This is a genomic window from Mumia sp. zg.B17 (assembly GCF_019550915.1).
Lineage (GTDB): Bacteria > Actinomycetota > Actinomycetes > Propionibacteriales > Nocardioidaceae > Mumia.
The window spans coordinates 36,389-49,743 of sequence record NZ_JAHWCI010000006.1 but is presented as its reverse complement, the minus strand read 5'-3'; the positions used below and the strand labels follow the sequence as shown (position 1 = coordinate 49,743).

Here is a 13,355-nt window from a genome sequence, read left to right as displayed (position 1 = left end):
TCGAAGCCCATGAGCAACGTCGTCCTGGGTGTAGGCGGCGGCATCGCCGCCTACAAGGGCGCGGAGATCCTGCGCAGGTTCAGCGAGTCCGGCCACCGCGTGCGCGTGGTGCCGACGGCCGCGGCCCTGAAGTTCGTCGGTGCCCCGACCTGGGAGGCGCTGTCGGGACAGCCGGTCAGCACGGACGTTTTCACGTCCGTGCCGGAGGTCCCGCACGTCTCGATCGGTCAGTCCGCCGACCTCGTCGTCGTGGCACCGGCGACCGCCGACCTGCTGGCCAAGGCCGCGCACGGGTTGGCCGACGACCTGCTGACCAACACCTTGCTCACCGCCCGGTGCCCGGTCGTGATGGCACCGGCGATGCACACAGAGATGTGGGAGCACGCGGCGACCCAGGCCAACGTGGCCACGCTGCGGTCGCGCGGCGTGATCGTTCTCGAGCCCGCCGTGGGTCGACTGACCGGCAAGGACACCGGCAAAGGGCGTCTCCCCGACCCGGGCGAGGTCGTCGAGGCCGCACTGGCCGTCCTTGCGCGCGACGAGGCGCGGACGAACGACCTCGGTGACGTGCGCGTCCTGATCAGTGCCGGAGGCACCCGCGAATACCTCGACCCCGTCCGCTACCTCGGCAACCGGTCCTCCGGGCGCCAGGGCATCGCGATCGCCCAGGCCGCCGTGTCCCGAGGAGCGAAGGTCACGCTGGTCGCCGCGAACGTGTCGGTCCCCGTGCCGGCCGGTGTCGACGTCGTCCGGGTCGAGACGACCGCCGAGCTCCACGACGCGATGCTGGAGCGGGCTGGGTCGGCCGACGTGGTGGTGATGGCCGCGGCGCCCGCCGACTTCCGTCCCGCCGCAGTGGCCGCGACCAAGATCAAGAAGGACGACGCCGGGTCGGTCCCGCAGGTCACGCTCGTCCAGAACCCCGACATCCTCCGCGATCTCGTCGAGCGTCGCTCGGGCGCCGCCGCGCCGCTGATCGTCGGCTTCGCCGCCGAGACCGGGGACGACAGCGCGGGCGTCCTCGACCACGCTCGGGCCAAGCTGGCACGCAAGGGCTGCGACTTCCTGGTTCTCAACGACGTGAGCGGAGGCAAGGCGTTCGACCGTGCCGACAACGAGGTCGTCGTCCTCGGCCGCGACGGCAGCGTCGCCGAGGTCCCGTACGGCCCCAAGGTCGCGGTCGCCCACGCGATCTGGGACACGGTCGCCCAGCGTCTGGACAACGGCTGATCGTTCGCCGACCCGCGGTATAGGCTGGGTCGACTCGTCCAACGGCAGCCGAAAGGACACCCTGTGAGCCGCCTGTTCACCTCTGAGTCCGTGACCGAGGGTCACCCGGACAAGATCGCCGACCAGATCAGCGACAGCGTGCTCGACGCACTCCTCGCGCAGGACCCCCAGGCGCGCGTCGCCTGTGAGACGTTCGTGACGACCGGACTCGTCCTCGTCGGTGGAGAGGTGACCACCCGCGCGTACGCCGACATCGCCCGGATCGCGCGCGACCGCGTCCTCGAGATCGGCTACGACTCGTCGACCAAGGGCTTCGACGGCGCATCCTGCGGTGTGACCGTGACGATCGGCCAGCAGTCGCCCGACATCGCCCAGGGCGTGGACCAGGCCTACGAGGAGCGGGCCGAGGGCTCGGCCGACCCGCTCGACCTGCAGGGTGCCGGTGATCAGGGGCTGATGTTCGGCTACGCCACCGACGAGACCCCCGAGCTCATGCCGCTGCCGATCACGATCGCGCACCGGCTCGCGGAGCGGCTGACCGCCGTACGCAAGGACGGCACGGTTCCCTACCTGCGTCCCGACGGCAAGACCCAGGTCACCATCGAGTACGACGACGACCACCGGCCTGTCCGGGTCGACACGGTCGTGGTCTCGACCCAGCACGCCGCCGACATCGACCTCGAGGCGATGCTCACCCCCGACGTCAAGAAGCACGTCGTCGACGCGGTCCTGGACACGTTCGACATCGACCACGCCGACTACCGGCTGCTGGTCAACCCGACCGGTCGCTTCGAGATCGGCGGCCCCATGGGCGACGCCGGCCTGACCGGCCGCAAGATCATCATCGACACCTACGGAGGCATGGCTCGCCACGGTGGTGGCGCCTTCTCCGGCAAGGACCCGAGCAAGGTCGACCGCTCCGCCGCGTACGCGATGCGGTGGGTTGCCAAGAACATCGTGGCGGCCGGACTCGCCAGCCGGGTCGAGTGCCAGGTCGCCTACGCGATCGGCAAGGCGCACCCGGTCGGGTTCTACATCGAGACGTTCGGCACCGAGAAGGTGCGGCTGGAGCGCATCGTCTCCGCCGTCGATGAAGTCTTCGACCTGCGTCCCGCCGCGATCGTGCGCGACCTCGACCTCCTGCGCCCGATCTACGCCAAGACCGCGGCCTACGGTCACTTCGGACGCGAGCTCCCCGAGTTCACCTGGGAGGGGACCGGCCGGGCCGACGCCCTGCGCGCGGCCGCCGGAGTCTGACTGCGGCACACGCCCACGTCCGGACCCCTTGGTAGAACTACCTGGTGACCGAGACGCGCGACGCTCAGCCGGCCCTGGTGGAGGAGACCCCTCCGCCGGGGCCGCGCGCGGCCGACCCACGGTTCGCCGGTGCCGCCGAGCACCTCCCGATCGCGCGCGTGGCGGCAGACGTCAGTCTCGCCCACCTCGACCGCCCGTTCGACTACCTGGTGCCGGCCGACCTGGCCGACGACGCGGTGCCTGGCTGTCGAGTCACCGTCCGCTTCGCCGGCAAGCAGGTGGGCGGCTTCGTCCTCGAGCGAGCGGCCACGACCGAGCACGTCGGCCGTCTGGGCCGACTCGGTCGTGTCCTCTCGCCGGAGGTGGTGCTGCGTCCCGACGTCGTCCGCCTGTGCCGCGAGGTCGCCGACCGCTACGCCGGTGTCTTCGCCGACGTCGTCCGCCTGGCCGTCCCGCCCCGTCATGCCCGCACCGAGAAGAGGGCCCCGCGCGAGGTCGCGATCGAGCCGCGCGGTCCTGCCCAGGACGACGCCTGGGCGGTGTACGAGGGCGGCTCCGACTTCGTCCACGCCCTTGCCGACGGCTCCGGCCCCCGCGCCGTGTGGAACGCTGTGCCGTCCGATCCGCCCGAGCGCGCGCTCGCCCAGGCCGTCGACGCCGTCTTGCGCTCGGGACGCGGGGCGGTGGTCTGTCTCCCCGACGTCTCCGACGTGGTGCGCGCCGATGCCGTCTTCACCGAGGTCCTCGGACCGGGCCGCCATGTGGTCCTCACCGCCGACCTCGGTCCGTCGGCACGCTACGCGGCGTTCCTCGCCCTCGCCCGAGGTCAGGTCCGCGCGGTGGTCGGCACCCGTGCGGCCGCTTTCGCACCCGTGCACGACCTGGGGCTCGTCGCCGTCTGGGACGACGGCGACGACCTGCTCGCCGAGCCACGGGCGCCGTACCCGCACGCCCGTGAGGTCCTGTTGACGCGGGCGTGGGACACCGGGTGCGGAGTGCTCGTCGGAGGCTATGCACGCACGGCCGAGGCCCAGCAGCTCGTCGCCTCCGGGTGGTGCCGCTCTCTCACGGCCCCGATGCGCGAACGCCGTGTGCACTGGGCGCGGATCACCATCGACGCGGGGGCGGGGGCGCTCCAGGCCGCACGGATCCCCGGCGCGGCGTTCGCCGCGGTCCGGTCGGGGCTCGCCGTCGGCCCGGTGCTCGTCCAGGTGCCGCGCGTCGGCTATCGGGCCGCACTCGCGTGCCAGGACTGCCGGACACCGGCCCGGTGCGGGCGCTGCAGCGGACCCCTCGGCCAGGACCGGCCCGGGGACGCCCCCCGCTGCCGGTGGTGCGGCGAGGCGGCCGCCGACTGGTCGTGCCCCACCTGCGGGGGGCGGCGGCTGCGGGCACCGGTGTCGGGGGAGCGGCGTACCGCAGAAGAGCTCGGGCGCGCCTTCCCCGGCGTGCGGGTCCGCAGCTCCGCCGGTGACGCGGTGCTGCGCGAGGTGCCCGACGAGCCGGCGATCGTCGTCGCGACGCCGGGGGCGGAGCCGCGCGCCGAGCGCGGATACGCTGCCGCGCTGCTCCTCGACACCGCCGCCTCCCTCTCCCGACCCGACCTGCGGACGCACGAGGAGTCGCTGCGCCGCTGGCTCAACGCCTCCGCGCTGGTGCGGTCGTCGACCGACGGCGGCCAGGTCGTCGCCGTCGGAGATCCCGGGCTGCCCGTGCTCCAGGCGTTGGTGCGGGCCGATCCCGTCGGCCACGCCGAGCGAGAGCTGGTCGCCCGGATCGAGACCCGGCTCCCGCCCGCGGCCCGGCTCGCAGCCGTCGAGGGCGAGCTGCCCGCCCTCCGCGAGCTCGCGGGTGGACCGTGGCCGGAGCACGCTCAGGTCCTCGGGCCTGTGGAGCTCCGGCCGGCAGGGGAGGACGAGGACCACCCGTGGGGTCGGCTGATCGTGGCAGTGCCCCGTACGGAGGGTGCTGCCCTCGCGCGCCGGTTGCAGGTGGCGCAGTCTGAGCGGGCGGTGCACAAGGCTCGCCCGTACCGCATCGCGATCGATCCCCAGGCTCTCGGCTGACAGGCTGCGGCCCGTCGAGGCGGACCCCGGTGACCAGGCGCTGTCAGGAGTAGTCGGCCACCACCCGTTGCCGCTCGCCATCGACGGTCATCGTGCCGCCGTAGGGCACGATCCACTGGGGACGCGTGTGTCCGAAGGGGATGCCGACGACGACGACCGCCTCCGGGTTGTAGGTCGCGACGGTCGCTGTGACCACGTCTCGCTGGGCGTCGCGGAGGCGTCGACGCTCGTCGGTCGGGGGTCGGTGCTCCAGGTCGGACGTCGGTGGGCGCGCGATGACGACCGCGTCGACGGCCGAGAGGAGCCCGCGCTCACCGATCGACCGGAGGATGCGACCCACCGTCTGTGCCGAGGGCAGCTCCTCGGAGGTCTCCACGAGCAGCACACCCCCGTCGAGCACTCTCGGCGGGAAAGGGAATCTGTCGGCGGTGAGGATCCACTCGAGGACCTCCAGGCACCCGCCCCAGGTGCGGCCCGTGACCGAGCGTGCCGGGCCGTGCCAGGTCCACGGCTCCGTGGCCTCGCGCTCGCCGTACGCGGTCAGCGCGGTCGGGTCGTCCCACGGCCTCCCGGTGTCCTCGGACTCCCCGGGTTCGCTGAGCTCGAGGGCGCCGCCGGACAGCAACGCCGCGCGCAACGAGGCCGCGTGGACCGCGTCCACACCGGGTCCCGGCCCGAGGTGGACCTGCGTCGATCCGCCGTAGAAGCCGGCGACGCCGTTCACCCAGAGCCAGTTGAGGAGATTGGTGTTGTCGCTGTAGCCGAGGAAGGGCTTGGGGTCGGCGCGGGCGAGGGCGGGGTCGAGGTGGCGGACGACCGTGATCTGATCGTCGCCGCCGACCGTGGCGAGGATCGCGCGGATGTCGGGATCGGCGAATGCGGCGTTGATGTCGCTCGCCCGTGCCTCTGCGGAGGAGTCGGCCCGTGTCGTGGCGTACTCGACCGGCTCCAGACCGGTCACCTCGCGCAACCGGACCATCGCTTGCTCGTGGACGGCGGGGAAGTACGCGGGGGCCGCGAAGGAGGGGGAGAGCACCGCGACACGGTCGCCTTGTCGGGGCTTCGGGGGATGGACGACGGGGTGCGGCTGATGCTCCATACCCCCACCCCATCACCGCGGGTGGCGCGGAGCGACCGGATTTCGGCAGGAGGCGCCCCCTACGCTGGTCCTGTGAGACTCGTCTTCGCCGGGACCCCCGAGGTCGCGCTGCCTGCCCTGGATGCCCTCGTCGAGAGCGACCACGAGGTGGCCGCCGTCGTCACCCGACCCGACGCGCGCGCCGGCCGCGGCCGTACGCTGCGCCCGTCTCCGGTGGCTGCGAGGGCACTCGACCTCGGGATCGAGGTCCTGCGGCCGCCGCGTCCGAGCGATCCCGACTTCGTGGCGCGCCTGGGCGAGATCGCTCCGGACTGCGCACCCGTCGTCGCCTACGGCGGGCTGATCCCGGCCGACGTGCTCGCGATCCCGCGCCTGGGCTGGGTCAACCTCCATTTCTCCGTCCTGCCCGCCTGGCGTGGAGCCGCACCTGTGCAGCACGCACTCATCGCCGGGGACGAGGTCACGGGCGCGTCGGTGTTCTCGTTGGTCCCCGAGCTCGACGCCGGTCCGGTCTTCGGGCTGCTGACCGAGCGCATCCGGCCCGAGGACACCGCGGGGACGCTGCTGGCGCGGCTGGCCGACGTGGGGTCAGGCCTGCTCGTCGACGTGCTCGACCATCTCGCCCTCGGTGACATCGAGGCGCGCCCCCAGCCGGAGGACGGGCTGTCGTACGCGCCGAAGCTCACCACCGAGGACGCGAGGGTTGACTGGTCCGCGCCCGCCCTCGGGGTCGACCGGCGGATCCGCGGCTGCACTCCCGCCCCGGGCGCGTGGACGACCTACGGCGACGAGCGCCTCAAGGTCGGGCCGGTCACGGTGCTCGACAGCGCCGAGCTGAAGCCGGGCGCGCTCGGTGTCTCGAAGTCGGAGGTCCGGGTCGGCACCGGCACCACCGACGTGATGCTCGGCGACGTCCAGCCGCACGGCAAGAAGGCGATGCCGGCCGCGGACTGGGCGCGAGGCGCCCGTCTCGAGTCGGGGACCCGTCTTGGCTGAGCGCCGCGACCGTCCGCAGACGCGCCAGCGCGTCGACCCCACCCGTCGGGTCGCGTGGGAGGTGCTGCGCGCGGTCGAGGAGCAGGACGCCTACGTCAACCTCCTGCTGCCCGGCCTCCTGCGCGAGAACGCCATCACGGGACGGGACGCGGCCTTCACCACCGAGCTGACCCACGGCACGATCCGGCGGTCCCGCACCTATGACGCGGTGCTCGACCGGCTCGCTCCCAAGGGGATCGACGCCCCGGTGCGTGACGTCCTGCGGCTGGGGGTCCACCAGCTCCTCGCCATGCGGGTGCCGAGCCACGCGGCGGTCTCGACCAGCGTCGACCTGACCCGCGCCGTGATCGGGCACCGGCCCGCCTCGTTCGTCAACGCGGTGCTGCGCAAGGTCGCCGCCGCTGACCTGGACACGTGGGTGTCGCGCGTCGCCCCGCCGTACGACGACGACCCGGTCGGCCACCTGGCGGTCGTCCACGCACACCCGCGATGGGTGGTCGAGGCGTTCCGCGATGCGCTCGGCGACGCCGCGCCGGAGGAGCTCGCGGCGCTGCTGGCGGCTGACAACGCACCTCCGCGGGTCACGCTGGTGGCTCGCCCGGGACTCGCCGAGCCCGAGGACCTCGAGGGCCTCGAGGGCGAGGCGGGGGAGTGGTCGCCGTACGCGTTCCGGCTCGCCGGCGGTGACCCGGGCGCCGTGCCGGCCGTGCGCGAGGGTCGGATCGGCGTCCAGGACGAGGGGTCGCAGCTGGTCGCGATCGCCGCCGCGTCGTTCGCCGTCGACGGGGCCGACGAGCACTGGCTCGACCTCTGCGCCGGCCCCGGCGGCAAGGCGGCCCTGCTCGGCGCCATCGCCGGCGGACGTGACGCGCACGTGCTCGCCAACGAGGTCACGCCGCACCGTGCGGAGCTCGTCCGATCGGCCGTGCGGCTGCTCGACCACGTCGATGTGTCGGTCGAGGACGGACGCACGCTGGAGACCGGCACCGCGTACGACCGTGTGGTCGTGGACGCGCCCTGCACCGGTCTCGGCGCGCTGCGGCGGCGCCCCGAGGCGCGGTGGCGCCGGCAGCAGTCGGACCTCGACGACCTGACGGTGCTCCAGCGCGACCTGCTGAACCATGCGGTGGACCTTGCGCGACCTGGCGGGGTGGTGACCTACGCGACCTGCTCGCCGCACCGGCGCGAGACCCGCGAGGTCGTGGAGGCCGTGCTCGCCGCACGTGACGACGTCGAGCTCGTCGACGCGACCAGCGTGCTCGCCGGTGTGCCCCACCTCGAGCGCTCGGAGCCGTACGTCCAGCTCTGGCCGCACCTGCACGGGACCGACGCGATGTTCGTCGCGGCCCTGCGCCGCACCCGCTGACCCCTTCCTCTCCGCTCGCGGGTCACCCTCTGGCGCCCGCGGGTCACTTCCTGGCGTCCGCGGGTCACTCTCTGCGCGGATGGTGACCCGCGAGCACGCGGCGGTGACCCGCGAGCGCGCGGCGGTGACCCGCGAGCGCGCGACGGTGACCCGCGAGCGGCAGGGGACGGGGACTCACGTGTCGGGCACATCGGCGGGTCCGGCTAGCCTGACGCCATGGGCCTGCGCATCTCGCCGAGCATCCTCTCCGCCGACTTCGCCAACCTCGAGAGCGAGGTGACGCGGATCGCGAACGCCGACTGGCTGCACGTGGACGTCATGGACAACCACTTCGTCCCCAACCTCACGCTCGGCCTGCCCGTGGTCGAGGCGATCGGCAAGGTCACCGAGACCCCGATCGACGTGCACCTGATGATCGAGGACCCCGACCGCTGGGCGCCTGGGTACGCCGAGGCCGGGGCGGGCAGCGTGACGTTCCACGTCGAGGCGGCGGCCGCGCCCGTACGCCTCGCCCGCGAGCTGCGCGCGCGTGGCGCACGGGCGTCGATGGCGCTCAAGCCCGCTACCCCCATCGAGCCGTACGAGGATCTTCTCCCCGAGCTCGACATGGTGCTGCTGATGACCGTCGAGCCGGGATTCGGTGGGCAGGCGTTCCTCGACATCATGCTCCCGAAGATCCGGCGCACCCGGGCGCTGCTGGACAAGCACGGCGGCGACATCTGGCTCCAGGTCGACGGCGGAGTCTCCGCGACGACGATCGAGCGGTGCGCCGAGGCCGGTGCGGACACGTTCGTCGCCGGCTCCGCGGTCTTCGGCGCGGACGACCCGGCGGCGATGGTCGACCAGCTGCGGGAGCAGGCCGCGGCCGCGAACCACCGTCACGCCTGAGGAGCCCCGGCTCACCCCTGGGCGCGAGTGGCGTACGTCTCACCGACCGGCGGGATGGTGCGGGTGTCGCGGGGCCTCTCGTACACTGGCTGCAGAGCATTGCGTGCTCCGGGGTCGGTGTAATTCCGAGCCGGCGGTGACAGTCCGCGACCCAGAAGCCTCCGGGCGACTGGTTGACCTGGTGGAACTCCAGGACCGACGGTGAAAGTCCGGATGGGAGGATCACGCAGACACCTCTGACGTGGGACCCGTGGGTCCGCACGCAGAGGCGTCCGTTCGACGACCCCGGAGCCCGCGTCAGTAGACGAGAGGGCGGACCGGTGGCAGACGATCACGAGCAAACGGCGATGCGGCGCGCGCTCGCCGCCGCCCGAGACGCGGTGCACACGGCGCTGCCCAACCCGCGCGTGGGCTGCGTGATCCTGGACCCGTCCGGAGCCGTCATCGCCGTGGGCGCCCACCGAGGTGCGGGGACGCCGCACGCCGAGGTCGATGCGCTGACGCACGCCGGTGAGGCGGCTCGCGGGGCGACGGTCGTCGTCACGCAGGAGCCGTGCGATCACACCGGCCGCACGGGTCCGTGCTCGGAGGCGCTGATCGCCGCAGGGGTCGTCAGGGTGGTCTACGGGATGGACGACCCGAATCCGATCGGTGCCGGCGGTGCCGATCGGCTCCGTACGGCGGGCGTCGACGTCGAGGGCGGAGTGCTGGCCCACGAGGCTGAGGCGCTGAACACAGCGTGGGCCCACGCCGTACGCACCGGCCGGCCGTTCGTGACCTGGAAGTTCGCCGCGACCCTCGACGGGCGCAGCGCTGCCGCCGACGGCACCAGCCGGTGGATCACCGGGTCGGCCGCGCGTCTGGACGTGCAGCGTCTGCGCAGCGTGTGCGACGCGATCGTCGTCGGCACGGGGACCGTGATCACCGACGACCCGCGACTCACCCTCCGCGACGACGAGGACGCGCCCCTGCCGTACGACGAGCAGCCGGCGCGGGTCGTGATCGGTGAGCGCTCCGTCCCGGCCGACGCGCGAGTCCGCGACGACGAGGCACCGTTCCTGCACCTGCCGACCCGCGACGTCGACGACGCCATGGCTGCGCTCGCCGAGCGGGAGATCCGCCACGTGTGGCTCGAGGGCGGCCCGGTGCTCGCCGGTGCGTTCATCGCTGCTGGACTCGTCGACGAGGTGGTGGCCTACCTCGCACCCGCCCTCCTCGGCGCCGGCCCGAACGCCCTGCGGGGGACCGGCATCGACACGATCGCGGACACCGTACGGCTCGACGTCACCGACATCACCCGAATCGGCCCCGACCTGAGGCTGACCGCCCGCCCTCAGCGGGCCGGATCCACCCGGAAAGAAGGCGCCTGATGTTCACAGGAATCGTCGAGGAGCTCGGCAGCGTCGCCGGCATCGAGGAGCAGGACGACGCGATCCGGCTCACCCTCCGCGGTCCGCTGGTGGTCTCCGACGCCGGCCGCGGCGACTCGATCGCCGTCAACGGCTGCTGCCTGACCGTGACCGACCAGGATGCCGACACCTTCACCGTGGACGTGATGAAGGAGTCGCTCGACAAGACCTCGCTCGGTGCGCTGGCGGTCGGCGACCCGGTGAACCTCGAGCGTGCGATGCGAGCCGGCGGACGCTTCGGCGGTCACGTGGTCCAGGGACACGTCGACGGTACCGGGACCATCGCGTCGCGGACGGCGAGCGAGCACTGGGAGGTCGTCGCGGTCGCCTATCCCCGCGAGCTCGGTCGCTACCTCGTTCCTAAGGGCTCCGTCACCGTCGACGGCACGTCGCTCACGGTCGTCGACGTCGACGACGAGACCTTCACGATCTCGCTGATCCCGACCACGCTGGCGGCGACGACGCTCGGCACGAAGCAGCCGGGCGACCCGGTGAACCTCGAGGTCGACGTGCTCGCGAAGTACGTCGAGCGTCTGCTCGCCTCTGGCCGCGCGACCGAGGGGGAACCGCGCTCATGAGCGTCCTCATCGACCTCTACGACGCCCACCTGACGATCGGCGGGCACCCGATCGCGTGGCGCGAGATCGCGGGCAACGGGTTCGGGCTGGCGTCCGCGATCGGGGGCATGCGCCGCAAGGTCTGGGCGTGGCCGGTCGGGATCGTCGGCAACGTGCTGCTGTTCACCGTGTTCCTCGGGACCGCGCTCGGCGGCTACGGTGCGCCGCTCTTCGGGCAGGCCGCGCGCCAGGTGTTCTTCGTCGCCGTCTCGGTCTACGGCTGGTACCGCTGGCGGAGCAGCCGGACCGAGCCCGATGCGCCGGCCGTGGTCCCGCGCTGGGCGACCCGGCGCGAGCGGACGGCGTACCTGCTCGCCGGCGCGATCGCCGTCGTCTTCTGCGCGTGGCTGTTCACCCAGATCGGTGCCGGCTGGCCGGCTCCGGGCTGGTACTACGTCGCCGACGCGTGGATCTTCGTCGGCTCCATCCTCGCCACCTTCGCGATGGCCCGAGGGTGGGTGGACTTCTGGCTCGTGTGGATCGCCGTCGACCTGGTCGGCGTCCCCGAGCTCATCTATTTCCAGTACTACCCGTCGGCGGTGCTCTACGCGGTCTACGCGGGCTTCGTCGTCTGGGGCTTCGTGGTGTGGCGGCGGGCGGCACGCGACGAGGCACCGAGGATCGACGACCCGCGAGCGGAGGCGGTGGCATGAGGACTGCGGCGAAGCAGGATCCCGACCCGTACGAGGCGCTGGACGCCGTACGCCTGGACACGGTCGAGCGGGCGGTCGCCGACATCGCGGCCGGCAAGGCGGTCGTGGTCGTGGACGACCCGGGACGCGAGAACGAGGGCGACCTGATCTTCGCGGCCAGCAAGGCGACCCCGGCGCTGATGGGGCTCATGGTCCGCTACTCCAGCGGGTACGTGTGCGCGCCGGTGACCGGCGAGATCCTCGACCGGCTCGGGATCGCGCTGATGACGCCGCACAACCGCGACCGGCTCAAGACGGCGTACACGATCTCCGTCGACGCCCGCGACGGCGTGACCACCGGCATCTCTGCCGCCGACCGGGCACGCACCGTCAGAGTCCTCGCCGACTCCGCGACCGAGCCGCGTGAGCTCGTGCAGCCCGGCCACATCCTTCCGCTGCGCGCCAAGCCCGGCGGCGTCCTGGCGCGAGCCGGGCACACGGAGGCGGCGGTCGACCTCACCCGCCTCGCGGGCCTGACGCCTGCCGGTGTCATCGGCGAGCTCATCAACGACGACGGCAGCCTGATGCGGGCGCCGCGCCTGCGGGAGTTCGCCGACGAGCACGACCTGGCGATGATCTCGATCGAGGACCTCATCACCTACCGCCGTCGGCACGAGTCGCAGATGGAGCGGGAGGTCGAGACGCGTCTGCCGACCGAGTTCGGCACGTTCACCGCGTACGGCTACCGCAACGTCGTCGACGGCAACGAGCAGGTCGCGCTGGTCCACGGCGACCTGGGTGACGGGAACGACGTGCTGGTCCGGGTCCACTCCGAGTGCCTGACCGGGGACGTGCTGGGGTCCCAGCGCTGCGACTGCGGCCCGCAGCTGCAGGCGTCGATGGCCGCAGTGACCGAGCACGGTGCCGGCGTCATCGTCTATCTGCGGGGGCACGAGGGACGGGGGATCGGACTGCTCGCCAAGCTGCGGGCGTACGCGCTCCAGGACGACGGTCAGGACACCGTCGACGCCAACCTGGCGCTCGGGCTGCCCATCGACGCCCGGCACTACGCCGACGGAGCGCAGATCCTGCGCGACCTGGGCGTGTCCTCGGTGCGGCTGCTCACCAACAACCCGGACAAGGTCGCGGCGCTGGAGCGCTTCGGGGTCGCCGTCACCGAGCGTGTCCCGCTGGCGATCAACCCGACCGAGGACAACCTGCGGTATCTGCAGACCAAAGCCGAGCGGATGGGACACCACCTTCCGGACCTGGTCGAGATCGAGGAGAAGGCTGCCGACATGGAGGAGAACGCACGATGAGCGGACAGGGGTCGCCCGACCTGAGCAGCGCCGACGGACACGGCCTGAAGATCGCGATCGTCGCGTCGTCGTGGCACACCGTGGTGATGGACGGACTGATCGCCGGCGCGAAGGACGCGCTCTCGGCGATGGGCTGCGCCGAGCCTGTCCTCGTACGGGTTCCCGGCTCGTTCGAGCTCCCACCCGTCGTCCAGGCCTACGCCCGCAGCGGGTACGACGCGGTCGTCGCGCTCGGCGTCGTGATCCGAGGTGGCACGCCGCACTTCGACTACGTCTGCCAGGCCGCGACGGACGGCCTGTCCCGTGTCGCCCTCGAGACCGGGGTCCCGGTCGGGTTCGGCTTGCTGACCTGTGACGACGAGGCGCAGGCGCTGGACCGTGCCGGCCTGCCCCACAGCAGGGAGGACAAGGGTCGGGAGGCGGCGCAGGCAGCCGTCGCGACGGCGCGCGTCCTCGCCTCGGTACGCTAGGCCTCG

At 72.7% G+C, this 13,355-nt stretch carries 12 protein-coding genes and 1 riboswitch; of the genes, 11 read left to right on the top strand and 1 reads right to left on the bottom strand.

Features of this window, described 5'->3' with window-relative positions; genetic code table 11:
* Positions 1–9: 9 nt before the first annotated feature.
* From coaBC to KV097_RS08675, 3 genes are all read left to right on the top strand, one after another.
* Positions 10–1,230, top strand: a complete 1,221-nt coding sequence (coaBC, locus tag KV097_RS08685) for a bifunctional phosphopantothenoylcysteine decarboxylase/phosphopantothenate--cysteine ligase CoaBC (RefSeq protein ID WP_220344654.1) — start codon at positions 10–12, stop codon at positions 1,228–1,230.
* A 63-nt stretch (positions 1,231–1,293) separates the two neighbouring features.
* Positions 1,294–2,487 carry a methionine adenosyltransferase gene (metK, locus tag KV097_RS08680; protein WP_220344655.1) on the top strand — a complete coding sequence of 398 codons (1,194 nt, stop codon included), beginning with the start codon at positions 1,294–1,296 and terminating at the stop codon, positions 2,485–2,487.
* Between the two features lie 44 nt (positions 2,488–2,531).
* Entirely contained in the window at positions 2,532–4,553 is a 2,022-nt protein-coding gene (locus KV097_RS08675) for a primosomal protein N' (protein ID WP_308289380.1), read from the top strand.
* A gap of 43 nt (positions 4,554–4,596) precedes the next feature.
* Here KV097_RS08675 and KV097_RS08670 read toward each other — a convergent pair whose 3' ends face one another.
* Positions 4,597–5,589, bottom strand: coding sequence for an LD-carboxypeptidase (locus KV097_RS08670; protein WP_308289379.1), 993 nt, complete (start codon positions 5,587–5,589; stop codon positions 4,597–4,599).
* 135 nt (positions 5,590–5,724) lie between these two features.
* Here KV097_RS08670 and fmt point away from each other — a divergent pair, with 135 nt between their 5' ends.
* From fmt to ribH, 8 genes are all read left to right on the top strand, one after another.
* Positions 5,725–6,648 carry a methionyl-tRNA formyltransferase gene (gene fmt, locus KV097_RS08665; RefSeq protein ID WP_220365653.1) on the top strand — a complete coding sequence of 308 codons (924 nt, stop codon included), beginning with the start codon at positions 5,725–5,727 and terminating at the stop codon, positions 6,646–6,648.
* Complete coding sequence (locus KV097_RS08660) at positions 6,641–8,014, top strand: RsmB/NOP family class I SAM-dependent RNA methyltransferase (protein ID WP_220365652.1); 1,374 nt, start codon at positions 6,641–6,643, stop codon at positions 8,012–8,014. Before fmt ends, KV097_RS08660 begins: the two co-directional genes overlap by 8 nt.
* A gap of 216 nt (positions 8,015–8,230) precedes the next feature.
* Positions 8,231–8,902: a ribulose-phosphate 3-epimerase gene (gene rpe, locus KV097_RS08655; RefSeq protein WP_220365651.1), complete on the top strand. Its 672-nt coding sequence runs from the start codon at positions 8,231–8,233 to the stop codon at positions 8,900–8,902.
* Between the two features lie 99 nt (positions 8,903–9,001).
* Positions 9,002–9,132: riboswitch (FMN riboswitch) on the top strand.
* 90 nt (positions 9,133–9,222) lie between these two features.
* Positions 9,223–10,272: a bifunctional diaminohydroxyphosphoribosylaminopyrimidine deaminase/5-amino-6-(5-phosphoribosylamino)uracil reductase RibD gene (ribD, locus tag KV097_RS08650; protein ID WP_308289378.1), complete on the top strand. Its 1,050-nt coding sequence runs from the start codon at positions 9,223–9,225 to the stop codon at positions 10,270–10,272.
* Positions 10,272–10,889, top strand: a complete 618-nt coding sequence (locus KV097_RS08645) for a riboflavin synthase (RefSeq protein ID WP_220365650.1) — start codon at positions 10,272–10,274, stop codon at positions 10,887–10,889. The genes ribD and KV097_RS08645 overlap by 1 nt, the downstream gene beginning before the upstream one ends.
* Positions 10,886–11,581, top strand: a complete 696-nt coding sequence (gene pnuC / locus KV097_RS08640; protein ID WP_220344661.1) for a nicotinamide riboside transporter PnuC — start codon at positions 10,886–10,888, stop codon at positions 11,579–11,581. The genes KV097_RS08645 and pnuC overlap by 4 nt, the downstream gene beginning before the upstream one ends.
* On the top strand, positions 11,578–12,879 hold the full coding sequence (locus tag KV097_RS08635; RefSeq protein WP_220365649.1) for a bifunctional 3,4-dihydroxy-2-butanone-4-phosphate synthase/GTP cyclohydrolase II: 1,302 nt from the start codon (positions 11,578–11,580) through the stop codon (positions 12,877–12,879). The genes pnuC and KV097_RS08635 overlap by 4 nt, the downstream gene beginning before the upstream one ends.
* Positions 12,876–13,349, top strand: a complete 474-nt coding sequence (gene ribH / locus KV097_RS08630; protein ID WP_220344663.1) for a 6,7-dimethyl-8-ribityllumazine synthase — start codon at positions 12,876–12,878, stop codon at positions 13,347–13,349. Before KV097_RS08635 ends, ribH begins: the two co-directional genes overlap by 4 nt.
* Positions 13,350–13,355: the final 6 nt, after the last annotated feature.

What these genes read in the sequence shown, in the direction of transcription:
- coaBC (WP_220344654.1), top strand. Translation starts at nt 10, where the DNA reads ATGAGCAACGTCGTCCTGGGTGTAGGCGGCGGCATCGCCGCCTACAAG.
- KV097_RS08635 (WP_220365649.1), top strand. Translation starts at nt 11,578, where the DNA reads ATGAGGACTGCGGCGAAGCAGGATCCCGACCCGTACGAGGCGCTGGAC.
- pnuC (WP_220344661.1), top strand. Translation starts at nt 10,886, where the DNA reads ATGAGCGTCCTCATCGACCTCTACGACGCCCACCTGACGATCGGCGGG.
- rpe (WP_220365651.1), top strand. Translation starts at nt 8,231, where the DNA reads ATGGGCCTGCGCATCTCGCCGAGCATCCTCTCCGCCGACTTCGCCAAC.
- KV097_RS08645 (WP_220365650.1), top strand. Translation starts at nt 10,272, where the DNA reads ATGTTCACAGGAATCGTCGAGGAGCTCGGCAGCGTCGCCGGCATCGAG.
- ribH (WP_220344663.1), top strand. Translation starts at nt 12,876, where the DNA reads ATGAGCGGACAGGGGTCGCCCGACCTGAGCAGCGCCGACGGACACGGC.